At 68.5% G+C, this 20637-nt stretch carries 17 protein-coding genes; 9 read left to right on the top strand and 8 right to left on the bottom strand.

What is annotated here, in order from left to right; translation table 11 throughout:
* The first annotated feature begins 52 nt into the window (after positions 1-52).
* Positions 53-319, top strand: a complete 267-nt coding sequence (locus tag NQ204_RS04840) for a hypothetical protein (RefSeq protein WP_116864143.1) — start codon at positions 53-55, stop codon at positions 317-319.
* Between the two features lie 97 nt (positions 320-416).
* On the opposite strand, the gene groL is transcribed toward NQ204_RS04840, so the two are convergent.
* Positions 417-2066: a chaperonin GroEL gene (gene groL / locus NQ204_RS04845; protein ID WP_116864144.1), complete on the bottom strand. Its 1650-nt coding sequence runs from the start codon at positions 2064-2066 to the stop codon at positions 417-419.
* An 81-nt stretch (positions 2067-2147) separates the two neighbouring features.
* The gene (locus NQ204_RS04850; protein ID WP_108770161.1) at positions 2148-2435 is read right to left on the bottom strand and encodes a co-chaperone GroES; all 288 of its coding nucleotides are present in this window, start codon (positions 2433-2435) and stop codon (positions 2148-2150) included.
* Positions 2436-2755: 320 nt separating this feature from the next.
* Between NQ204_RS04850 and NQ204_RS04855 the strand changes: the two genes are divergently transcribed.
* The 5 genes from NQ204_RS04855 (at position 2756) to NQ204_RS04875 (ending at position 11048) form a co-directional block, all read left to right on the top strand.
* The gene (locus NQ204_RS04855; RefSeq protein ID WP_256643232.1) at positions 2756-4567 is read left to right on the top strand and encodes an endonuclease; all 1812 of its coding nucleotides are present in this window, start codon (positions 2756-2758) and stop codon (positions 4565-4567) included.
* Between the two features lie 67 nt (positions 4568-4634).
* Positions 4635-4973 (top strand): divalent-cation tolerance protein CutA, encoded by a 339-nt coding sequence (gene cutA / locus NQ204_RS04860; RefSeq protein WP_256643233.1) that lies wholly within the window; start codon positions 4635-4637, stop codon positions 4971-4973.
* Positions 4970-7327 (top strand): protein-disulfide reductase DsbD domain-containing protein, encoded by a 2358-nt coding sequence (locus NQ204_RS04865; RefSeq protein ID WP_256643234.1) that lies wholly within the window; start codon positions 4970-4972, stop codon positions 7325-7327. Before cutA ends, NQ204_RS04865 begins: the two co-directional genes overlap by 4 nt.
* A complete protein-coding gene (locus NQ204_RS04870) occupies positions 7324-7869 on the top strand; it encodes a TlpA family protein disulfide reductase (protein WP_256643235.1) in 546 nt (181 codons plus the stop codon). The genes NQ204_RS04865 and NQ204_RS04870 overlap by 4 nt, the downstream gene beginning before the upstream one ends.
* 650 nt (positions 7870-8519) lie before the next feature.
* Positions 8520-11048 carry a PepSY domain-containing protein gene (locus NQ204_RS04875; RefSeq protein ID WP_256643236.1) on the top strand — a complete coding sequence of 843 codons (2529 nt, stop codon included), beginning with the start codon at positions 8520-8522 and terminating at the stop codon, positions 11046-11048.
* A gap of 41 nt (positions 11049-11089) precedes the next feature.
* Here NQ204_RS04875 and NQ204_RS04880 read toward each other — a convergent pair whose 3' ends face one another.
* Positions 11090-13627 carry a methyl-accepting chemotaxis protein gene (locus NQ204_RS04880; protein ID WP_256643237.1) on the bottom strand — a complete coding sequence of 846 codons (2538 nt, stop codon included), beginning with the start codon at positions 13625-13627 and terminating at the stop codon, positions 11090-11092.
* 204 nt (positions 13628-13831) lie between these two features.
* Here NQ204_RS04880 and NQ204_RS04885 point away from each other — a divergent pair, with 204 nt between their 5' ends.
* Positions 13832-14668, top strand: coding sequence for an arylamine N-acetyltransferase family protein (locus NQ204_RS04885; protein WP_256643238.1), 837 nt, complete (start codon positions 13832-13834; stop codon positions 14666-14668).
* Between the two features lie 97 nt (positions 14669-14765).
* Here NQ204_RS04885 and NQ204_RS04890 read toward each other — a convergent pair whose 3' ends face one another.
* The 4 genes from NQ204_RS04890 to NQ204_RS04905 are packed head-to-tail and all read right to left on the bottom strand — an operon-like array spanning position 14766 to position 16890.
* The gene (locus NQ204_RS04890; RefSeq protein ID WP_243402645.1) at positions 14766-14978 is read right to left on the bottom strand and encodes a VOC family protein; all 213 of its coding nucleotides are present in this window, start codon (positions 14976-14978) and stop codon (positions 14766-14768) included.
* A gap of 33 nt (positions 14979-15011) precedes the next feature.
* Complete coding sequence (locus NQ204_RS04895; protein WP_256643239.1) at positions 15012-15137, bottom strand: VOC family protein; 126 nt, start codon at positions 15135-15137, stop codon at positions 15012-15014.
* 17 nt (positions 15138-15154) lie between these two features.
* Positions 15155-15793, bottom strand: coding sequence for a response regulator transcription factor (locus tag NQ204_RS04900; protein ID WP_116862862.1), 639 nt, complete (start codon positions 15791-15793; stop codon positions 15155-15157).
* On the bottom strand, positions 15790-16890 hold the full coding sequence (locus NQ204_RS04905; protein ID WP_256643240.1) for a sensor histidine kinase: 1101 nt from the start codon (positions 16888-16890) through the stop codon (positions 15790-15792). Before NQ204_RS04905 ends, NQ204_RS04900 begins: the two co-directional genes overlap by 4 nt.
* A 149-nt stretch (positions 16891-17039) precedes the next feature.
* On the opposite strand from NQ204_RS04905, the gene NQ204_RS04910 reads away from it, so the two are divergent.
* Positions 17040-17462 (top strand): DUF2141 domain-containing protein, encoded by a 423-nt coding sequence (locus NQ204_RS04910; protein WP_116862864.1) that lies wholly within the window; start codon positions 17040-17042, stop codon positions 17460-17462.
* Between the two features lie 26 nt (positions 17463-17488).
* The gene (locus NQ204_RS04915) at positions 17489-19012 is read left to right on the top strand and encodes a carotenoid oxygenase family protein (protein ID WP_256643241.1); all 1524 of its coding nucleotides are present in this window, start codon (positions 17489-17491) and stop codon (positions 19010-19012) included.
* Positions 19013-19074: 62 nt separating this feature from the next.
* Here NQ204_RS04915 and NQ204_RS04920 read toward each other — a convergent pair whose 3' ends face one another.
* Positions 19075-20634 (bottom strand): alkaline phosphatase, encoded by a 1560-nt coding sequence (locus NQ204_RS04920; protein WP_256643242.1) that lies wholly within the window; start codon positions 20632-20634, stop codon positions 19075-19077.
* Positions 20635-20637: the final 3 nt, after the last annotated feature.

The following is a 20637-nucleotide window of genomic DNA, read 5'->3' on the forward strand; positions in this document are numbered from 1 at the left end:
TTGGCAGAAGGCGCAGTATAAGAACCACACACTTGTCTTCTTGGACGACCGCATGACCCCTTCGCAAGCCGATGCCATTGCCAGCGCCGTGATGCAGCCCGACCACCGGCGTGACGAGATCGCCGCGCGCCAGCAGGAGGAGATGCAGCAGCTAAAGCGCCAGCGGAGGGCGGCCGCCATCGGCCTGGTCGGCATGGCCGCAGGCGGGTTGATTGCCTACCAGTTGGGGCTGCCTTGGGTGAAGGGCGTGCTGTATGGCGGTGTGCCGACGTTTTTCATCGCCAAGGTCTGGTTGGATCGGCGCGCGTTGCGCGGCTGAGGTCGCGCGCGGTTCATCCACGCATGGCGTGGGATGCACCCCAAAAAAAAACCCCGCCTTCCGGCGGGGTTTTTCATTACGTCGGGAACGCGTGGACTTAGAAGTCCATGCCGCCCATGCCACCCATGCCGCCCATGCCACCGGCGCCGCCCATGGCCGGCTCGTCCTTCTTCGGAGCTTCGGCAACCATGGCTTCGGTGGTGATCATCAGGCCAGCGATCGAGGCAGCGTTCTGCAGCGCCGAACGGGTCACCTTGGTCGGGTCCAGGATGCCGAACTGCAGCATGTCGCCGAACTCGCCGGTAGCGGCGTTGTAGCCGAAGCTGCCGGTGCCTTCCTTGACCTTGTTGATGATGACCGACGGCTCTTCACCGGCGTTGGCCACGATTTCGCGCAGCGGGGCTTCCATCGCACGCAGGGCGATCTGGATGCCGTGGTTCTGGTCTTCGTTGGCGCCCTTCAGGCCAGCCAGCGAGGTGACCGCACGGACCAGGGCAACGCCGCCGCCCGGGACCACGCCTTCTTCAACGGCTGCACGGGTAGCGTGCAGGGCGTCGTCGACGCGATCCTTCTTTTCCTTCATTTCGATTTCGGTCGAAGCGCCGACCTTGATCACGGCAACGCCGCCGGCCAGCTTGGCCACGCGTTCCTGCAGCTTCTCGCGGTCGTAATCCGAGGAGGTGTCCTGGATCTGGGTCTTGATCTGGCCGACGCGTGCGTCGACGGCAGACTTTTCACCCACGCCATCGATGATGGTGGTGTTTTCCTTGGAAACCTGCACCTTCTTGGCGCGGCCGAGATCCTTGATGGTGGCCTTTTCCAGCGACAGGCCTACTTCTTCGGAGATCACGGTGCCGCCGGTCAGCACGGCCATGTCTTCCAGCATCGCCTTGCGACGGTCGCCGAAGCCCGGAGCCTTGACGGCCACGACCTTGACGATGCCACGGATGGTGTTGACCACCAGGGTCGCCAGCGCTTCGCCTTCGACTTCTTCGGCAACGATCAGCAGCGGCTTGCCGGCCTTGGCGACGCCTTCCAGCACCGGCAGCAGGTCACGGACGTTGGAGATCTTCTTGTCGTGCAGCAGGATGAACGGGTCATCCAGGTCAGCGGTCTGCGACTGCTGGTTGTTGATGAAGTACGGGGACAGGTAGCCGCGGTCGAACTGCATGCCCTTGACCACGTCCAGCTCGTTGTCCAGGCCCGAGCCTTCTTCAACGGTGATTACGCCTTCCTTGCCGACTTCCTTCATCGCGTCAGCGATGATCTGGCCGATCGACTCGTCCGAGTTGGCCGAGATGGTACCGACCTGGGCAATCGCCTTGTCGTCGGCGGTCGGCTTGGAGATGTTCTTCAGCTCGGCAACGGCGGCCACAACGGCCTTGTCGATACCGCGCTTGAGGTCCATCGGGTTCATGCCGGCAGCAACAGCCTTGGCGCCTTCGCGGATCAGGGCCTGGGCCAGCACGGTGGCGGTGGTGGTGCCGTCGCCAGCGTCGTCGTTGGTGCGGGAAGCAACTTCCTTCACCATCTGCGCGCCCATGTTCTCGAACTTGTCAGCCAGTTCGATCTCCTTGGCGACGGAGACGCCGTCCTTGGTGATGGTCGGAGCGCCGAAGCTCTTTTCCAGCACGACGTTGCGACCCTTCGGGCCCAGGGTGGCCTTGACGGCATTGGCGAGAACGTTGACGCCGCGCACCATGCGCGAACGGGCGTCTTCACCGAAACGAATATCCTTGGCAGCCATTGCGATTACCTCGATGTTTGCGCCGGGCCGGGCCCGGCGACGGAAAGGGATGTCTTACAGGAAAGCAGGTCGCGCCGAGGCTCAGCCGATGATGGCGAGCACGTCGTCTTCGCGCAGGACCTTGTACTCGACGCCTTCGCTCTTGTACGAGCTGCCGGCGTACTGGCCGTAGATGACCTTGTCGCCAACCTTCAGCGACGGAGCGCGCACGGTGCCGTTGTCCAGGGCCTTGCCCGGGCCGACGGCGACGACTTCACCCTTGGTCGACTTTTCCTTGGCCGAATCCGGAATGACGATGCCACCGGCGGAGATTTCGTCGGCTTCGATCGGCTTGACCACAACGCGGTCGTGCAGCGGCTTGATGTTCATAGGGACCTCTTAAGTTGTTGATTGGTCTAAAAAAGTCCGGCGATGTTAGCACTCACCCCAGGTGACTGCCAGCATTGCTCGCGAAAAAACCCGACAGGTCGGGAGCAGGACAGAGATGGAGCTGCCCTTGGGCCTTTCAAGCCCCGCCACGGAAAAATTTTCGACGGTGCGCTGCGGCGGGGACAGACGGCGGGACCGACAGGTTCCCGCATTTTTGGTGATCCACGTCGCAGTGTCAGATATCTGACGTTCAGTTACGGCAAAGTGTCACGCGTTCGGCCTTAGGCTCGCCCGGCATTCCCAATCACAAGGAGTAGTCGATGCGATTGCTGTCCCCGCTTGCCGCCGCCTGCCTGCTGGCGCTGGTCGCCGCGCCGGCCCAGGCCGAGGTCTTCATCAACGAACTGCACTACGACGACAGCACCCCAGCCGGTGACGTCGGCGAAGCCATCGAAGTGGTCGCCACCGCTGGCGAGGACCTCTCCGGCTACCGCCTGTATCTCTACAACGGCGCCAACGCTTCGGCCGCCGTGGTCTACGACAACAAGCCCGTGCCGGCTGGCAGCGCAGCCGGCTGCGGCAGCGCCACGATCGCCGTGGTCACCTACCCGACCAACGGCCTGCAGAACGGCCCCAACGACGGCATCGCCCTGGTCGACGCCAGCGGCAAGGTGGTCCAGTTCCTCAGCTACGAGGGCGCCATCACCGCCTCCGGTGGCCCCGCCGCCGGCATGACCAGCCAGAACATTCCGGTTGCCGAAAGCAACAGCACCGCTCCGGGCACCTCGCTGCAGCTGACCGGCAGCGGCAGCCAGTACGCCCACTTCACCTGGGCCGAGTCGGCCGGTGAGACCTTCGGCCGCTGCAACAACAACCAGACCTTCAGCGGCGGTGGCGGCACCCCGGGCGGCCCGAACACCCCGCCGTCGGTGACCACCACCACCCCGGCACAGGGCAGCAGCACCTTCCCGGCCGCGGCCGATCTGGAAGTGGTGTTCAGCGAGACGGTGAACCTGGCCAGCGGCGCCTTCGCCCTGAGCTGCGGGACCTCCGGCAGCGTGCCGCTGACCTGGCCGGGCAGCGGCAAGACCGTGAAGCTGTCGACCAACACCGCCCTGGTGGCCGGTGAGGCCTGCCGCTTCGACATCCGCGCCTCGCGCATCACCGACAGCCAGGGCGCACGCCCGGCCGCTGACAGCCGCATCGCCTTCACCGTGGCCAGCACCACCGGCAACCCGGACCCGGACCCGGGCAATCCCGGCAACCCAGGCACCCCGGCGGGCTACTACTCCAAGGTCAACACCTCCAGCCCGAGCCAGCTGCGCTGCTCGCTGCACGAGACCATCAAGGGCCACACCGCGTACCCGTACAGCGGCTCGGGCACCAGCACCTGGACCATCCTGGAAATCGCCGACGAAGATCCGAACAACAGCGGCAAGATCCTCGACGCCTACCGCAACCACAGCTACACCAAGGTGAGCAGCCGTGCGGGCACGGGCAGCGGCCTGACCTACAACCGCGAGCACACCTGGCCGAACTCGCTGGGCTTTGCCAGCACCACCGGCGACAAGGGCCTGCCGTACGCCCCGTACACCGATACCCACATGCTGTACCTGACCGATGCGCAGTGGAATGCCGACCGCGGCAACAAGCCGTTCGGCAAGTGCGATGCCAACTGCGGCGAGCGCGCCACGGAGGCCAACAACGGCCAGGGCGGCGGCAGCGGCGGCTACCCGGGCAATTCCAACTGGGTGCGTACCCCCGACGGCAACACCGGCACCTTCGAGGTGTGGGGCAAGCGCAAGGGCGACATGGCGCGTGCGGTGATGTACATGGCCATCCGTTATGAGGGCGGCAAGGATGCGGCCACCGGCCAGTCCGAACCGGACCTGGAACTGACCGACGACCGCAGCAAGATCGTCAAGACCAGCAGCTCGCCGGCCTACATGGGCCTGCTGTCGACCCTGATCGACTGGCACCTGTCCGATCCGCCGGATGATGCCGAGCGTGCCCGTAATGACGTGATCTACTCGTTCCAAGGCAACCGCAACCCGTTCATCGACCACCCTGAGTGGGCGACCCCGGGCCTGTTCACCTCCGCCAAGCCGGCCACCTGCCAGCTGGCCAACTGACCGCGCAACGCAGCGGTCCACGCCGCCGCCGGGCCCTGACCCGGCGGCGGCCCTATACTCGGCGGTCATGTCGACCGTCGATCCCGTCCTGCTGCTGTTGACCACCTGCCCGGACCGGGCCAGTGCCGAGCGCATCGCGCACGCGCTGGTCGGCGAGCGCCTGGCTGCGTGCGTCACCCGGCTGGAAGGAGCGCAGTCGACCTACCGCTGGCAGGGCGACGTCATCACCGACGCCGAACTGCAGTTGCTGGTGAAGACCACGGCGAGCCGCGTCGATGACGCGATCGCCCGCATCGTCGAACTGCATCCGTATGAACTCCCGGAGTGCATCGCGGTCGAAACCCGGGCCGGCCTGCCGGCGTATCTGGACTGGATCCGGGCGCAGACCCGGGAGGACACCGATTGATGAAGTTGTTTGCTCGTGGCGCCGCGCTGTGCGCCCTGCTGTGGCTGGCCCTGCCCGCCTTCGCGCTGGATGAGAAGGACCTGCTGCCGGTCGATCAGGCGTTCGCGCTGACCGCCAGTGCGCCCGAACGTGGCCAGATCCAGCTGCAGTTCAAGATCGCCCCCGGCTATTACCTGTATCGCCACCGCACCAGCGTCAAGGCCGACCCGGCCTTCAATGCCGGTGCGCTGCAGATGCCGGCCGGCAACAAGCACCACGACGATTTCTTCGGCGAGGTGGAAACCTACCGCGAGCGCCTGCAGGCCACCCTGCCCGGCGCGCCGACCGATGCGGCCGGCACCATCAGCCTGGAAGTGCGCTACCAGGGCTGCGCCGATGCCGGCGTGTGCTACCCGCCGCAGAAGCGCGTGGTGCAGGTAACCCTGCCCGGCGCGGGCGGCAAGGCCGCGGTGCCCACCGCGCGCGTCACCGGCGTAACCCCCTTCAACAACCCGCTGGCCGGTGCCGGCAGCAACGGCGGCCTGCGCCTGCCGGGCGCCAGCAACAGCCAGGCGCTGCCGCTGCCGTCGGAACAGGCCTTCGGCTTCGATGCCATCGCCAGCGACGGCAATACCCTGCTGCTGCGCTTCACCCCGGCGCCGGGCTACTACCTGTACCGCGACCGCACCTCGCTGAAGCTGGAAGGCAGCACCGGCGTGCTAGTCGACAAGCCGCGCTGGCCGGCCGCGCAGGCGCATCGCGACGAGCACTTCGGTGATGTCTCGGTGTACTTCAACCAGGTGGAAGTGCCGCTGCCGCTGCGCCGCACCCGCGCCGAGGCCGTGGACAGCACCCTGGTGGTGACCTTCCAGGGCTGCCAGACCGATGGCATCTGCTACCCGCCGATGACCCGCCGGGTCAAGCTGTCCATTCCCGCCGGCAAGCTGACTGCCGCCGCTGACACCGCCGCTGCTGCACCGGCCGCCGCCAGCGACATCCCGCGCGAAGACGCCGACGGCACGCCACGCCGCCTGCTGCCGACCGTGCCCAACGATGCCGCGGACGCCGCCGGTGATGGCGCAGCCGGGGGCGATGCCTTCGCTGCCGATGCGCAGCAGGACAACGCCAAGCGCACCAAGCCGCCGGGCAGCGTGCCCAAGACCGACAGCTCGTTGCTGTGGGTGTTGCTGCTGGCGCTGGGCGGTGGCCTGGTCCTGAACCTGATGCCCTGCGTGCTGCCGATCCTGTCGCTGAAGGTGTTGAGTCTGGCGCAGAGCGGCGAGAGCGCCGAGCGCGCCCGCAGCCATGCCCTGTGGTACACGCTGGGCGTGCTGGTGGCGTTCGCGGTGATCGGTGCGCTGATGGTTGGCCTGCGCATGCTCGGCAACGCAGTGGGCATCGGCTTCCAGCTGCAGCACCCGGGCGTGGTGGCGGCGCTGGCCTACATCATGTTCGCCGTCGGCCTGAGTCTGTCCGGTGTGTTCACCATGGGCGGCGGCATCGGCAACTTCGGCCAGTCGCTGGCCCGCCGCAGCGGCCCGGCCGGTGATTTCTTCACCGGCGTGCTGGCCTGCGTGGTCGGCAGCGCCTGCGTCGGCCCGTTCTTCGGTCCGGCCGTGGCCTATGCCTTCGTGGCCCCGCCGATCGCGGCGATGCTGGTGTTCCTGTTCCTCGGCCTGGGCCTGGCCCTGCCGTTCCTGCTGATCGGCTTCGTGCCGGCGCTGGCCCGCCGCCTGCCCAAGCCGGGCCCGTGGATGGAAACGCTGAAGCACGTGCTGGCCTTCCCGATGTATGCGGCTGCGCTGTGGCTGCTGTGGGTGCTGGGCAAGCAGCGTGGCGTGGACGGCATGGCGCTGGCCCTGGGCGGCCTGCTGCTGCTGACCGCCGGCCTGTGGCTGTTCGAAACCAGCCGCTGGCGCAGCAAGCGTGGCGCCAGTCTGCTGGGCGTGCTGCTGGCCCTGGCCGCGCTGGGCCCGGTGTGGGGCGTGTCCCAGCTGCAACCGCCGGCGCGTGCCGCGCAGGCGGCCAGCGACAACGTGGTGGATTACTCGCCGCAGATGCTGGACCGCCTGCGCGCGGACAACCGCGTGGTGTTCGTGAACATGACCGCCGACTGGTGCGTGAGCTGCAAGGCCAACGAACGCGCGGTGCTGTCGCGCCCGGAGTTCAAGGAACTGCTCAAGCGCACCAACGCGGTGTACATGCGCGGCGACTACACCAACGTCGACCCGCAGATCACCGCGTTCCTGGATGAGCACAAGGCCGTGGGCGTGCCGCTGTACGTGGTGTACGGCCCGGGCGCACCGCCGACCGTGCTGCCGACCCTGCTGACCCAGGCCCTGGTGGAAGAAGCGCTGCTGCGCACCGCCCGATGAGTTGGCGGCGGCCCGCACTGCTGTGGACAGCGGTGCTGGCCGCCAGCCTCGGCCTGTGGGCCGGGCATCGGTTGACGCCGGTGGCTTCGACGCCTCCTGATGTGAAACCCCCGATTCCTGTCCTGCGCGCCGGTGATGCCCTGCCGGCGCTGGTGCTGCCTGGTGTGGACGGGCAACCGCTGGATATCCGCCAGCGTTTCAGCGGCCGGCCGCTGCTGGTGAACGTGTGGGCCAGCTGGTGCGGACCCTGCATCGAGGAAATGCCCGAGCTGGCCCGCTTCGCCGAAGCGCAGGGCGATGGCGGTGTGCAGGTGCTGGGCCTGGCACTGGATACGCCGGAGAGCGTGGCGGATTTCCTGCAGCGGGTGCCGGTGGATTACCCGATCGTGCTCGACACCCCGGGCCCGCGCGATGCCAGCGTGCAGCTGGGCAATGCGCAGGGGCTGCTGCCGTATAGCGTGCTGTTCGATGCGCAGGGACGGAGGGTGAAGGCGAAGCTGGGACCGTTCGAGCACGGTGAGATTGCAGGCTGGGTGGAGTGAGTTTCTTTGCAGGGCTTGCAGCCCTGCACCTGCCGAATCAACGTCAACGTCAATAGCCAGAGCGGCATTCCGTGGGATGGCGGGGCGCTGTGGGTTTGCGGGGACGCCGTGAACCCATCCATGGGGGCTTGGTCGCCGCATCCATGCGGCTCACACCCCGCAAACCCACAGTGCCCCGCCTTCGACAGTTTCACGCGGCTGTGAGTAACGGCGGCTGTGGGTAACGGCGACTGCTGGAACGCTCGGCTTCTGGTAGGTGTCGGCCGTTGGTCGACACATCTGTCAGATATCGAAATTCATCTGGGTCAGAGCCCGTTGCGCAGCAACGGGATCCGACCCATGCCATTCCGACAGATCGCGGGAAACTGTCGAAGGCGGGGCGGGTCCGGTGGCAGGGGCGTGAGCGCCATGGATGGCGCGACCGAGGCTACATGGACGTATTCACGCCGTCCCCTGCCACCGGACCCACCCCGCCAACTCACGGATAGCCGGCTTCTGACGTTGACGTTGCCTCTGCGGGTGCAGGGCTGCAAGCCCTGCAACAAAACCCTCCTTGACCGTAGCCCGTCCGCCCCCGGAAAATTACCGGATTAATTCTCATTTGCTGTTACGCAGGATGCGGGCGGCAGCCTCGACGGCCTCTCTCCCCGATGTTCAAGAACGTCCTGTTCCAACTGCACTGGCTGCTGGGCATCACGGCCGGCACCATTCTGGCCATCATGGGCCTCAGCGGCGCCACGTTGTCTTTCGAGGACGAGCTGCTGCGTGCCGCCAACCCTGGCTTCGCCGCCATCGCCGAACACTACGACGACGGTCAGCAGCCTCTCGCGCTGAGCGAACTGGTGCCGCTGCTGCAGGCCGGCAGCGAGCGCCCGCTGCAACGCCTGCGCGTGGACGCCACCGGCCAGCGCCCCTCGGTGGCGCGCTTTGCTGGCGGCAAGGACCACTGGGTCTACTTCAACCCCTACAACGGCGAACGCTTCAGCCACCTGCGGGGCCAGGCGTTATTCGATTTCGTCGAAGACCTGCACCGGCACCTCGCGGCCGGTGAACGCGGCAAGGTCGTGGTCGGCAGCTGCGCCATCGCCCTGCTGTTCTTCGCCCTGTCCGGCCTGTATCTGCGCTGGCCCCGCCGCTGGTGGCACTGGCGCAGCTGGCTGGCAGTGGAATGGAAGCGCAGCGGCCGCGGGTTCCTGTGGAGCCTGCACTCGGTGATCGGCACCTGGGTGCTGCTGATCTACCTGATGAGTGCGCTGACCGGCCTCTGGTGGTCGTTCGACTGGTACCGCAGTGCAGCCAATTCGGTGCTGGGCGTAACCCCGCCGGCCAAGCACAAGGTCGCGCCCGACGCCGTGCTCGACCTGCAGCATGTCGAGGACACGCTGTATGCGCAGCCCGGCGTGCGCAGCGGTTACATCGACCTGCGCCTGCCGGAAAAGCCGGGCCAGGTACTGAACGTGCGGGTGATGTCTGGCGACCCGGCCCTGCGCGGCGGCCACCACGACCGCGCGCATGACCTGCTGCAGCTGGACCCGGCCAGCGGCGCGCTGCTGGATGCGCGCCCCTACGAGCGCCAGGGCACCGGCGGCAAGCTGGCCACCAGCGTGTTCGCGCTGCATTCGGGCAGCTACTTCGGCCTGACCGGCCGCGTGGTGGTGATGCTCAGCAGCCTGGCGATGTGCCTGTTCTTCATCACCGGCTGGATGCTGTATCTGGACCGCCGGCGCAGCCAGCGCGCGGCACGTGCGCTGCGGCAGACCCTGCCTGCGGCGCAGGAAAGCGGCGGCGAAGGCACGCCTTGGCGGGTGATCCACGCCAGCCAGAGCGGCCTGGCCGAACAGCTGGCCTGGCGCGCGGCGGCACAGCTGCAGGCCGCCGGCCACCCGGTGCAGGTGCTGCCACTGGCGCGGGTAACGGCTGCGCTGCTGCAGGACAGCCCGCAGGTCCTGTTCGTGCTCAGCACCTTTGGCGATGGCGAGCCGCCGGACAACGCCCGTCGTGCCGCACGCCAGCTGCTCGCCCAGCGCATGGATCTTTCGAACCTGCGCCACGGCCTACTGGCGCTGGGCGATCGGCAGTATCCGCATTACTGCGCGTTCGGCGCCGCGGTCGACACGTGGCTGGCCGGCAACGGTGCGCAGCCGCTGTTCCCGCGCATCGACGTCGACGCCGCCTCGGTGGTGGCACTGCGCCAGTGGCAACGCGAGCTGGGTGCGCTGACCGGCATCGTCACCGATGACAGCGTGCTGCCGCCGGCCACGCAGATGCATGACTGGCAGCTGCTCGCACGCGAAGAACTGAACCCGGGCAGCCTGGGTGGCGCGATCTGGAAGATCCGCCTGGCGCCGCCGGCCGGCACGACCTGGCAGGCCGGCGACATCCTGCACATCGCACCGCGCAACAGCGCGCAGCACGCCGCGGCGGTGCTGCAGGCGTACGGGCTGGACCCGCTGCAGCCGCTGCTGCTCGACGGCACCACCCGCACGCTGCTGGAACTGGCAGGCGAACGCGTGCTGCCCGACGAAGGGGCCGCGCTGCCGGTACAGGACGCCGCGCTGTGGCTGGCCGGGCTGCCGGAGCTGCCAGGGCGCGAATACTCCATCGCCTCCTGCGCCGCCGATGGTGCCGTGGAACTGGTGGTGCGCCTGGTGCGCGACGCCGCAGGCCGCGCGGGCCGGGGCTCAGGCTGGCTGTCGCTGCATGCGCTGCTGGGCAGCCGCATCGCCGCGCGCGTGCACCGCAACCCGGGCTTCCACCGCCAGGACGGCGCACCGATGGTGCTGGTCGGCAACGGCACCGGCATCGCCGGCCTGCGCAGTTTGCTGCGCGAAGCCGCGCAGCACGACCAGCATGGCCATTGGCTGCTGTTTGGCGAACGCCAACGTGCGCACGACCAGTTGTTCGCCGAGGAGATCGCACAGTGGCAGGCCGAGGGCCATCTGGCCCGCGTGGACCTGGCCTTCTCGCGTGATGCCGACGGCGGTGGCTACGTGCAGCACCGCCTGCAGGCCGCTGCGGCGGAACTGCAGGCGTGGCTGGAGCGCGGCGCGGTCATCCACGTGTGTGGTTCGCTGCAGGGCATGGCCGAGGGTGTTGACCAGGTCCTGCGTGCTGCACTGGGCGATGACGAAGTGGAGACGCTGCTGGAGAACGGGCGCTACCGCCGCGACGTGTATTGAGTTCGCTCGCCGGGCATGGTCCGGCGAAGGCGATCAAGCCATCACGCGGCAACGCGCGGGCGCCGCTCCGGCTGCAGGCGGAACGCCGACACCGCTTCGGCCAGCGCCTGCACCTGGGCCTGCATGTGCGCGGTCGATGCGCCGGCTTCTTCCACCAGGCTGGCATTGCGCTGCGTGCTCGATTCCATCTGCACGATGGTCTGGTTCACCTGGGCAATGCCGGCGTGCTGGTCCTGCGATGCACTGCGGATGGCGGTGAGCAGTTCGGCCAGCTGCTGCACGCTGCCGACGATCTCGCCCATGGTGGTGCCGGCCTGTTCGGCCTGCACATTGCCTTGGCCGACGCGGGTGACCGAATCTTCGATCAGCCCCTTGATCTGCTTGGCGGCCTCGGCACTGCGCTGGGCCAGCAGGCGCACTTCGGACGCCACCACGGCGAAGCTGCGGCCCTGCTCTCCGGCACGCGCGGCTTCCACGGCAGCGTTCAGCGCCAGGATGTTGGTCTGGAAGGCGATGCCGTCGATCAGCTGGGTAATGTCGCCGATGCGGCGCGAGGCTTCGCTGATGCCATGCATGGTAGCCACCACCTGGCCCACGGCCTGGCCGCCACGCGCGGCCACCGCCGCCGCGCCCTGCACCAGCGCATCGGCACGGCCGGCGGCATCGGCGTTGCGGCCGACGGTGTCGGTCAGTTCGTGCATCGACGCGGCGGTCTCTTCGAGGTTGGCCGCTTGCTGTTCGGTACGCTGCGAGAGATCATGGTGGCCGGCGACGATCTCGCCCACGCCCACATCCAGCCGCGACGTGGCCTGCTGGATGCGGGTGACGATGCAGCCGAGCTGGCCGACGGTGGCATTGGCATCGTCGCGCATGCGCGCGAACACGCCCTGCAGGTCGCCTTCCATGCGCACGCTCAGGTCACCGCGGGCCAGTGCCGCCAGCAGCGCCTGCAGATCGCCCAGATTGGTTTCGAACGTGGCCAGCAGATGGTTGATGCTGGTGGACAGCGTACGCACGAAGCCCTGCTTGCCTTCCAGCGCGATGCGACCCTGCAGTTCACCGTGTGCGGCCGCATCGACCAGCGCGGCCACTTCGGTTTCCAGCAGGGTTTCCAGCGCGCGGCTGCGCCATTCCACCGCCACGCCGAGGAAGTGGCTCTCATCGACGATCGCGTTGGCGATCAGCTGGTAGCGGACGCCGAGGTGATTGATCTCGCGCTCCTCGCGGCGGCGCACGCCGGCCAGGCTGGTCATGGCCGGGTGCAGGCGCACCGCATCGCTGCCAACCAGTGCGTCGGCCGGCATGCCCAGCAGCTGCAGCAGGGCGGGATTGGCGTAGGCCACCTGCCCTTCCGCATCGATCACCATCAGCCCGGTCTGTGCGCTGTCCAGCGCCTGGCGCACGCGGGTGTTGCCACGGGCCACCGCGCGTTCTTCCTCGATGCGCGCACGCAGGCGCTGCTGCATGTCGATCAGGCGCTGCGCCAGCTGGCCGATTTCATCGTTGGCGTTGTGCACGCGCAGGGTGGTGTCGAGGCGATCATCGGCGATGTCACTGGCGAAGCGCAGGGTGTCCTGGATCGGACGGCGTACCGCGCGCAGCACCAGCACCAGGCTGGTGATCAGCACACCGGCCACCAGCACGAGCGTGGCGGCGAACAGCACGCTCATGGTGCGTGCACCGGCCTGCTGGCGTGCCTGTGCCTGGGCCAGCGCCTGCACCTGGGCCTTCTGGAAGGCGGCCAGTGCAGGCGCCACGCCGGCGGCCGTATCCAGCAGCGACTGCGCTTCCACATCCAGGCCGACGCGGGCGGCGGTGTAGCCCAGCAGCGCGGCCTGGTAGGCATCCATGTCGGTGCGCAGGCTTTCCTGCGCCTCGATCGGCAACCCTGCCAGGGCCAGATCGAAGGGCAGCTTCTCTTCGCTGGCGCGGTCGGCATGGGTGGAGTCGCCATCGAGCAGCAGCAACGCCTCCTGCCGGCGCATCTTCTGCACATGCAGTTCCAGCACCGGACGCTGCAGCGCGGTCACGTTCGCCTGCAGCGTGTCGGCGGCCTGCTGCAGCTGCGCGGTCAGGCCCGCGTCGCCGCGACCCATCTCATCCACGCGCTCGAACAGCGCGGCGATGCCCTGCGAGAAGCCGTCAACCGCTTCGGCCAGGGACTGCAGCGTCTTGCGCCGGCCGGCATCCATCGGCATCGCGCGCAACGCCTGCAGATCCTGCTTCAGCTCCTGCTGGGTGGCCAGCAGCTGGCTGCGGTCGGCATCATCGAAACTGCGCGCATACTGTGTCTGCAGGCGCCGTGCTTCGGCCACGCGGGTGGCCAGCGCCGCCGCCAGATCGCTGCCGTGCTGGTAGCTGGCCTGGGTGCGGGCCGCCTGTGCGCTGGCGTGGCCGGTCCAGGCGTAGACCCCGGCGATGGCGACCAGGCCCAGGCCGCAGACCCACAAGGTGGCCTTCAGCTTGTCGGCCACGCTGAGCCGGTGCGGCTGCAGCCAGCGCAACAGGCCGGGAAACGCCGAGCGCAGCCCATCGAAGTGGGTGCGCAGGGACCGAAGGCGAACAACCGCGGTCGACATGACAGACTCCAGGCAAAAGGACGCACCTGTATCGACCTGGATCAGCGGGACTTTAGAATTGTTTTCGAGAACTGCCCCCCGGGGGCGCGCTTACGGTCTTTGTACCGGCCGCAGGCGACGGGGCGATGACATCGGCGCCCTGCCCTTGACCTCAACCCCGGTTGCGGTTGCACAGTAGGTGTCCCTGCCCCGCCTGGCGCCGTCATGACCACGCTCGATATCCCCCGTTACCTGCAGCGCCTGCAGCTGCCGGCCGCGCCGCCGGCCACCCTGGCCGGGCTGACCCTGCTGCAGCAGCGCCACAACGCCCATGTGCCGTTCGAGACCCTCACCTGCCTGCTGCGCGATGCGGTGCCGATCGACCTGGACAGCGTGCAGCGCAAGCTGCTGGACGCGCAGCGCGGGGGCTACTGCTTCGAGCTCAATGGCGCCTTCCTCGTGCTGCTGCAGGCGCTGGGCTTCGATGCCCATGCACTGAGCGCGCGCGTGCTGCTGTCGGCCGCCGAAGGCGAACTGACCCCACGTACCCACCTGTTGATCCGGGTGCGGCTGGACGGCGAGGACTGGCTGGTTGATACCGGCTTCGGCAGCCTGACCCCGAGCGTGCCGCTGCGCCTGCGGGAAACAGCCGCACAGGACACGCCGCATGAACGCTACCGGCTACAGTGCCTGGATGATGGCGATTACCTGCTGGCGGCCAGCAGCGGTGACGACTGGCGGTCGCTGTACCGGTTCGACCTGACGTCGCCGGCGGCGGCCGACAATGAGGTGGGCAACTGGTATGTGTGCACGCATCCGCACTCGAGTTTCCCCGGGGAACTGCGTGCTTCACTGACCTGGCCGGAGGGGCGGCGCACGCTGGGCAGTGGCAACTACACCGAATACCGCCCGGACCAGGCGCCGGAGAAGCGGGCGTTGCGCGATGTGGCCGATGTGCGGCAGGTGCTGCAGGAACGCTTTGGCGTGCGGCTGCCGGACGATGCGCGGCTGGATCCGGCCATTGCCGGGTGGCTGCAGCGGTGGCAGGCGACAGCCGGGTAGAGTCGAGCTTGCTCGACTGGGTGCGCGGAGCAGTCGAGCAAGCTCGACTCTACGGGCCAACAGCAGCCGAGCGTGGGCTCGGCTCTACAGATGGGCGTCAGGCTGTTGTCGGGGCCTGCACGGCGATGCGGTTGCCTTCACTGTCGGCGATCTCCGCCACGCGCCAGGCCCCTGCCTCGGCGGGGCCGAATCGCAGCGCGGCACCCGCCTGCAGCGCACGGGCAAGGCTGGCATCGAGATCCTGCACACCGGCATAGATGCGCGTGCCCCGCTCGGACGGCAGGTAATCCGCGCCATGGACCAGCGCCATGCTGGCACCGCCTGCATCGTCGTCGAACGGCAGTTACGCCATCGTGCAGTCGTGCACTTCCACCGGGGCATCGATCTCCACCTGCAGCCACCGCTGGTAGAACGCGATGGCGCGGGCCAGGTCGACCACCGGAATCTCGACGTGCATGACGGGGTTCATCGTCGCACCATACCGCTTCAGATGATGCGCAGGGTAATCGCCTTCAGCACCGCGCGGGTGCGGTCGCGGGTGCCCAGCTTGTCGAGGATGCTGGACACGTAGTTCTTCACCGTGCCTTCGGCCAGGAACAGGCTGCGCGCGATTTCCTTGTTGCTGTAGCCACCGGCCAGCAGGCGCAGGATGGCCACTTCGCGTTCGCCGAAGGTATCGCTTGGTGGCGCCTCGTCGTGGAAGCGGTAGCGAGAGCGCACCGGTTCGGTACTGACCGGCAGCAGCAGGGTTTCGCCGGCGGCGACGCGCTCGATGGCTTCGCGCAGGTCGGCCGGCGCTGCGTCCTTCAGCAGGAAGCCCTGCGCACCCGCTTCGCTGGCGCGCAGCAGCAGGTTGCTTTCATCGAAGGTGGTCAGCAGCAGGCAGGGCGTGGTGTCGCCACGCGCTCGCAGCTGGCGCAGTGCCTCGATGCCATCCAGGCCGGGCATGCGGATATCACTGAGCACCACGTCCACTTGCTGCGTGGCCAGTGCATCCAGCAGCGCCTGGCCATCCTCGGCTTCCAGCACCACCTGCACGCCCAGGCCCTGCAGCAGCGCGCGCAGGCCGGCGCGGACCAGGGCCTGGTCATCGGCCAGGGCGACGCGGATCGGTGCGCCGCTCATGCCGACAACCGCGCGATCAGGTGCATGCCGCCCTGCTCGGTACGGGCCAGCTCCAGGTGCCCCTGCACATCGGCCAAGCGCTCACGCATGCCGGAAATGCCATTGCCCTCGCGGATGCGCTCGGCGCGCTGGCCGTCATCGCGGATATCGATACGCAACCGGGAATCCTCTTCGCTCATCGTCAGCCATACGTTATCGGCTTCGCCATGCCGTGCGGCGTTGGTCAGGGCTTCCTGCACAAGGCGCAGCACCGTCTCGGCCGTGCGTGGATCGGTGACCCGCACGCCCTCGGCAATCCGCAGCTGCAGGCGCGGGCGCGGAAACGGCGCGGCCAGCGCATGCAGGGCGGTGTCCAGGTCCAGGCCGCGATCATCGCGCATGGACTGCACGACCTGGCGGATGTCGGCCAGCAGTTCGCCGGACAGCTGCTCTGCGGTCTGCAGGCCCTCGCGTCCGGCCAGCACCGGATCGGCGGCCAGCGCACGCAGGTTGAGGCGCATGGCGGTGAGCTTGTGCCCGGCCACGTCGTGCAGTTCGCGCGCCAGGCGCAGGCGCTCGGCATCGCGGGCGCTGTCGGCCAGCAGGGCACGGGTGGCCAGCAGATCGGCATTGACCCGCGCCAGCTCGTCGCGGGCCAGCGCCGTGCTGCGCGCGTAGTGCGCGGTCAGCGCGGCGAAGGCCTGGAAGCCGCCGTACAGCAGCACCACCAGCAGCGGCTGGGTGAAACCACTGTGGCGCAGCACGGCGTACTCGGCCAGGTTGGCCAGCAGCGCAACCACCAGCACGAAGCGCGGCGGCCAGTGCTCGGCCAGCTGCGCAACCAGCACCACCAGCAGCACCGGTGCCGTGCCGGTGCGTGGCTGCAGGGCGATGAGGGCGACCGCCAGCAGCGCCTGCAGCACGGCAACGACCGCGCGGAGGCGTGTCGGCAGCCCGACCCAGCCGTGCACCTTGAACAGCAGCAGGAAGGCGCCGAGCAGCAGCAGGCTTGATCCGGCCCCGCTGCGCTGCACGCCGAATGACAGGCCGACTACCAGCACGGTGATCACGCCGGCAAGGCTGAGGGGACGTAGGAGATGGCGGAGCAGGCTGGGCATGGCGGCATGCTGACCGGCCCGGGCCCCTGCCGGCAATGGGTCCAGCGCAGAAAGTGACTTCTGGCACGTCGGATCGATGACCACTGGCCCTGAACCCGGGCCAGGCCCCGGCGCAGACTGGCCCCACACCTCCAGACGGAACTGCCGCCATGATCCGCACCGCCCTGACCTGCTCCCTGCTCGCTGGCCTGCTGCTTGCCGGTGGCACCCATGCCGCCGAACTGACCGTGAACGTGCACGATGTCCGCGCCCAGACCGGCACCCTGCGCGCCGCTCTGGTGTCCTCCGACAATGCCTGGAACGGCAAGGCCGCACCGGTGCAGGCGCAGCATGCACACCCGCAGGGCGGCACCCTGCAGTTCACCTTCAAGGATCTGCCGGCCGGCAACTACGCCGTGCTGCTGACCCACGACGAGAATGACAACGGCAAGCTCGACACCAACCTGGTGGGCATGCCGATCGAAGGCTACGGCTTCAGCAACAACCCGCAGGTGATGCGCAAGCCGACCTTCGAGGAAGCACGCTTCGCGGTGCCCGCCGCCGGCACCGCCATCGACATCACCCTGCGCTGATTCTCCCTACCGCACCGAGGCCCGCCATGGATCGTCGCCGCTTCCTCCGCACCCTGATCAGCAGCACCGCTGGCCTGGCCCTGGGCGCCACCGCCCTGCGCAGCGCCCCGGCCTTCGCCAACGACCCGGCTCAGTTCGCCCAAGGCCTGCAGGAACATCCATGGCTGCTGGGCTGGCGCGGGGTGAGCAGCGAGACGCTGGGCCCGGCCACGGTGCAGCTGCAGGGCCGGCTGCCCGCCGGCCTGGCCGGCACGCTGTACCGCAACGGCCCGGCGTGGAGCGAGCGCGGCACCCTGCGCTACGACCACTGGTTCGATGGCGACGGCATGGTCCACGGCTGGCACTTCAACGGCGACGGTAGCCTGACCCACCGAGCACGCATGGTGGCCACGCCCAAGTTCACCCGCGAGCAGAAGGCCGGTCGCTTCCTCTACCCCGCCGCCGGTACCAGCGTCCCCAACGCACAGGCCGTGCGCAACAACGACGATGCCAACGTGGCCAACACGTCGGTGATGGCGCTCAATGGCCGCGTGTTCGCCCTGTGCGAATCCGGCTCGGCGTTCGAGGTGCATCCCGACTCGCTGGAGACGATCGGCCCGGTGACCTGGCGCCCCGACCTGGCGGCCCTGCCGTTCTCGGCGCACCCGCTGGTGGACCGCGATGGCAGCGTCTGGAACTTCGGCTCGATCAGCCTGATGGGCGGCGCCGGCCTGCTGGTGTGGCACATCGGCAAGGATGGCCAGCTGATCAGCGCCGATGTGATCGCCACGCCGGGCCGTGGCTACCTGCATGCCTTCACCATGACCGACCAGCACCTGGTCTTCGTGCTGGCGCCGTTCGACTTCAATGAGAGCGGCGGCAGCTTCTTCGAACGCATGCAGTTCGCCCCGCAGCGCGCGGCCACTATTGCGGTGGTATCCAAGGACGCGCCGGACAAGGCGCAGTGGTTTGAAGCACCGTTCGCGGCGATCTACCACTTCGGCGATGCACACCGCAGCAAGGACGGCATCGTGGTGCGCGCCGTGCGCCGCGACAACATGGAAGAAGCCCGTTCGCCGATGAAGGAAGCGATGGCCGGTGACGGCGCCCACGCCACCAACGGCCACAGCACCCTGGTGGAACTGCACCTGGACCTGCGCCGTGGCCAGGCGCGCTGGCAGGACACCGGCATCAGCACGGTGGAATTCCCGCTGTTCGACCCGCGCACGCCCGACAGCCGCGCGGCCCGCCTGTACGCACCGACCGTCGATGGCGCCAGCAGTACGCCCTATTTCAACGCGGTGGCCGCCTTCGGCGTGGAGCGTGGCCGCCGCCAGGTGTGGCGCTATGGCAGCGACATCATGGCGGAGGAACATGTGTTCGTGCCCCGCCCCGGCAGCCGCAACCCGGATGATGGCTGGCTGGTCGGAACGCTGCTGGATCCGGTGAACAAGCGCAGCGGTATTGCCGTGCTGGATGCGCGCCATGTGCAGGACGGCCCGCTGGCGCAGGCCTGGCTGCCGTACGCGGTGCCGCTGGGCTTCCACGGTACGTTTGCCGCGCGGGCGTAACCTGCCGTGTGCAGGTTCCCGCGAAGAGCAGCCGAGCGTGGGCTCGGCTCTACAGGGGGCGGTCAGCGCTGCAGGGCGTCCTGCACGGCCTTGGCCACGTCGGTGTTGTCGATGTAGCTGCCGTCGTTCCAGCGCACATGCTGGCGGTAGCCGGCATCGACGCCGCGCACGCGCTGGCCCAGCAGTTCGGCACCGTTGCCCTTGGCCCACAGCGGCACCAGGCCGTTGGAGTGGTTGCCGGTGGGGCGGAAGCTCATGCCCGGCATCTGCCCGCGGCCGTTGTTGCGCACCGGATCGAAGGCCACCTTCTGCGCGTCCGGGCCCATCGGCATGCTGTTGTCGTGGTCGGTGGTGACAATCAGCAGGTTGCGTTCCCAGCCACCGTTCTGCTCGATCCACGCCACCACTGCCGACACCGCATCGTTGAACTCGGCGGTTTCCTCGATCAGGCGGCCGTACTGCGGCTGGTCGGTGCAGGTACCGTAGTGCCACTCGGTACCGCAGGCGCTGGTGTGCGCGGCCCAGTCGGTGGCACCGCCTTCAACCATCAGGAACAGGCCCTTGGGCGAACGCTGCTGCAGGAAGCGCAGCGCGCCGCGGGTCATCGTGGCCAGGTCAGGCACGCTGTCGATCTTCTTCACCCCCGACGGTGTGGCGGCATCGCGCCCGACCACCGGCAGCTGGCGCGCCTGCTGCAGGGTGTTGGCTACGCGCGGCACGCCGATCAGCGGGCGGTCGGCCGGCAGGCGGCCATCGGCCAGCGCGGCGAAGTCGTCCTTGCTGCGGATCAGGCGCCACGCGCCGGACGGATTGCCGGCAATCGGCGTGCCCGCTTCCAGCTGCTGCCAATCCTGCTGCGACACCCATTCCCACGGGTTCTGGCAGCCTTCGGCGGCGACCTTGTCCATGCCGTCCACGCAGGGTGTGCCGTCGACGCTGTAGCCGGGGCCGCCGGTGCCCATCACCAGATCCATGTGGCCCTGGGCCAGCATCTGGTGGGCGATCTGGTGGTAGCTGTTACGCGATTCGCTCTGCGCCGCGAACGCCGCCGGCGTGGCGTGCGGGAACGGCACCGAGGTGACCACGCCGGTGGCCATGCCCAGCGCCTTGGCGCGCAGGGTGTTGAACTCCACCGGCTGGCCATCGTTGTTGTAGTTGATGGCGTTGTTGTAGGTCTTCACCCCCGACGACAACGCGGTACCCGCAGCGGCGCTGTCGGTGGCGACCGCGGCCAGGTACTGGTAGGCGACGAACGGCAGATCGGGCGCCGGCACCTCGGTGGTGTCCCAGGCCAGCACGGGGTCGTAGCCGATGCGCTGCGAATCATCGCGGGTGGGCTGGCCACTGGCGTTGAGCGGGAACGTGGTGACCGCCAGGCGCTGCGGGAACGCCGCGTACGGCGCGCCTTCGCGGCTGCCGTACTGCCAGTAGGCCGCCGCATCCCAGGTACCCCAACCGGCGCCGTCGTTGATCATCACGATGACGTTGTGCGGACGCGCCTCGGCGGTCGTCGCGGTGGCCGCCTGCGCATCGGGACGCGCATTGGGCTGGCAGGCAGTGAGCGCGGCAAGCGCCGCCAGGATCGACGGGCACAGCCAGCGTCGCGCGAGGGGTCGGGTCATGGA

The organism is Stenotrophomonas testudinis (assembly GCF_024499815.1).
Classification (GTDB): domain Bacteria; phylum Pseudomonadota; class Gammaproteobacteria; order Xanthomonadales; family Xanthomonadaceae; genus Stenotrophomonas.

Coding starts and splice junctions, on each gene's coding strand:
- NQ204_RS04840 (WP_116864143.1), top strand. CDS start 53: ATGACCCCTTCGCAAGCCGATGCCATTGCCAGCGCCGTGATGCAGCCC.
- groL (WP_116864144.1), bottom strand. CDS start 2,066: ATGGCTGCCAAGGATATTCGTTTCGGTGAAGACGCCCGTTCGCGCATG.
- NQ204_RS04850 (WP_108770161.1), bottom strand. CDS start 2,435: ATGAACATCAAGCCGCTGCACGACCGCGTTGTGGTCAAGCCGATCGAA.
- NQ204_RS04855 (WP_256643232.1), top strand. CDS start 2,756: ATGCGATTGCTGTCCCCGCTTGCCGCCGCCTGCCTGCTGGCGCTGGTC.
- cutA (WP_256643233.1), top strand. CDS start 4,635: ATGTCGACCGTCGATCCCGTCCTGCTGCTGTTGACCACCTGCCCGGAC.
- NQ204_RS04870 (WP_256643235.1), top strand. CDS start 7,324: ATGAGTTGGCGGCGGCCCGCACTGCTGTGGACAGCGGTGCTGGCCGCC.
- NQ204_RS04875 (WP_256643236.1), top strand. CDS start 8,520: ATGTTCAAGAACGTCCTGTTCCAACTGCACTGGCTGCTGGGCATCACG.
- NQ204_RS04880 (WP_256643237.1), bottom strand. CDS start 13,627: ATGTCGACCGCGGTTGTTCGCCTTCGGTCCCTGCGCACCCACTTCGAT.
- NQ204_RS04885 (WP_256643238.1), top strand. CDS start 13,832: ATGACCACGCTCGATATCCCCCGTTACCTGCAGCGCCTGCAGCTGCCG.
- NQ204_RS04890 (WP_243402645.1), bottom strand. CDS start 14,978: ATGGCGCTGGTCCATGGCGCGGATTACCTGCCGTCCGAGCGGGGCACG.
- NQ204_RS04895 (WP_256643239.1), bottom strand. CDS start 15,137: ATGAACCCCGTCATGCACGTCGAGATTCCGGTGGTCGACCTGGCCCGC.
- NQ204_RS04900 (WP_116862862.1), bottom strand. CDS start 15,793: ATGAGCGGCGCACCGATCCGCGTCGCCCTGGCCGATGACCAGGCCCTG.
- NQ204_RS04905 (WP_256643240.1), bottom strand. CDS start 16,890: ATGCCCAGCCTGCTCCGCCATCTCCTACGTCCCCTCAGCCTTGCCGGC.
- NQ204_RS04910 (WP_116862864.1), top strand. CDS start 17,040: ATGATCCGCACCGCCCTGACCTGCTCCCTGCTCGCTGGCCTGCTGCTT.
- NQ204_RS04915 (WP_256643241.1), top strand. CDS start 17,489: ATGGATCGTCGCCGCTTCCTCCGCACCCTGATCAGCAGCACCGCTGGC.
- NQ204_RS04920 (WP_256643242.1), bottom strand. CDS start 20,634: ATGACCCGACCCCTCGCGCGACGCTGGCTGTGCCCGTCGATCCTGGCG.